General features: G+C 47.8%; 1 protein-coding gene. It reads left to right on the forward strand.

Annotated elements, in window-relative coordinates; genetic code table 11:
• The first annotated feature begins 152 nt into the window (after positions 1-152).
• A complete protein-coding gene (locus tag ROJ03_RS13040) occupies positions 153-1,145 on the forward strand; it encodes an IS1595 family transposase (protein ID WP_313727502.1) in 993 nt (330 codons plus the stop codon).
• The last annotated feature ends 58 nt before the right edge of the window (positions 1,146-1,203 follow it).

Genomic DNA, 1,203 nt, shown 5'->3' on the forward strand with positions numbered 1-1,203 from the left:
AAATCCGTATTTGCACAGTGTTGATAAATGACCGTTGAAACATAAGCAAACAAAAGCATATACTGTGGCTGTAATTTGTGAAGACAGTTGGCTGGATAGTTGCGATGTGGTAGTCCCTATCTGGCCTCTGTCTTCTTACAAAGGACTACCACATGAAGAACATAAGATCAAAGTCCAGGAGGAAGACTCCTTGGTCCGATGTACTTGAGGCCACCGCACTTCAGACATTCATCGATGAAAGCAATCAGGACAATTATCACAGGAAGCATCCAGGCATTTCTGATACCGGCGAGGTTGAGCTGCTCAACTCGATGGATGTACAGGAATGCAGGCACTGCAGTAGCACTGCAATCCAGAAATTCGGCTTCACCTCCAACGGTGTTCGTAGGTTCAGGTGCAAGGATTGCAGGCGAACCTTCAACATCCTGACCAACACAATCTTCGACTCCCACAAACTGCCGCTTACCGAATGGCTTGACTTCCTGCTCTCCATTTTCGGGTACGGCAGCTTCAGCCTGACATCGAAGAGCAACCGTAATGCTTATACAACCACAAGATACTGGATGGATAAGGTGTTCCTCGTGTTGAAGGAATACCAAAGCACCTTGGTCCTATCGGGTGAGGTTGAGCTTGACGAGACCTTCTATAAGGTCCGGAAAGCCGACATCGAAAGAAAAGAGGACGGCAAGGAGTATCGGGGATTGTCCCGCAACCAGATCTGCATCGGGATAGCCTGCGACCAAAGCAGTGTCATCTGCTTCGTGGAAGGCGAGGGAAAGCCGACCAAACAGGGAACGCTCGATGCATTTGCCTCACACATTAAACCGGAATCGACGATGAAGCATGACATGGAACAAGCCCACGCCCCTTTGGTAGAAGCCCTCAGGCTCAGAAGCATCGTATACGATTCGAGACAAATCAAACAGCTGCCAGATTCCGAGAATCCGCTGAACAGGATCAACCAATACTGCAGGTTGCTGAAACTGTTTCTTGCCTCTCACTCTGGATTCATCAGGGAAGACCTTCAGGACTATCTGAACTTATTCTGCTTCATCATGAATCAGCCCAAGGATAAACACGAAAAGGTCGAAAAGTTCATGACCATGGCAGTGGGCTGCCGTAATTTGCTTAGATACAGGGGCTAAAACACCAATTCAAGCAGTGTAATGCAGTTTGATATCAACACTGTGCAAATACGGATTT

The sequence above is a fragment of the Sphaerochaeta sp. PS genome (assembly GCF_032144095.1).
GTDB lineage: Bacteria > Spirochaetota > Spirochaetia > Sphaerochaetales > Sphaerochaetaceae > Sphaerochaeta.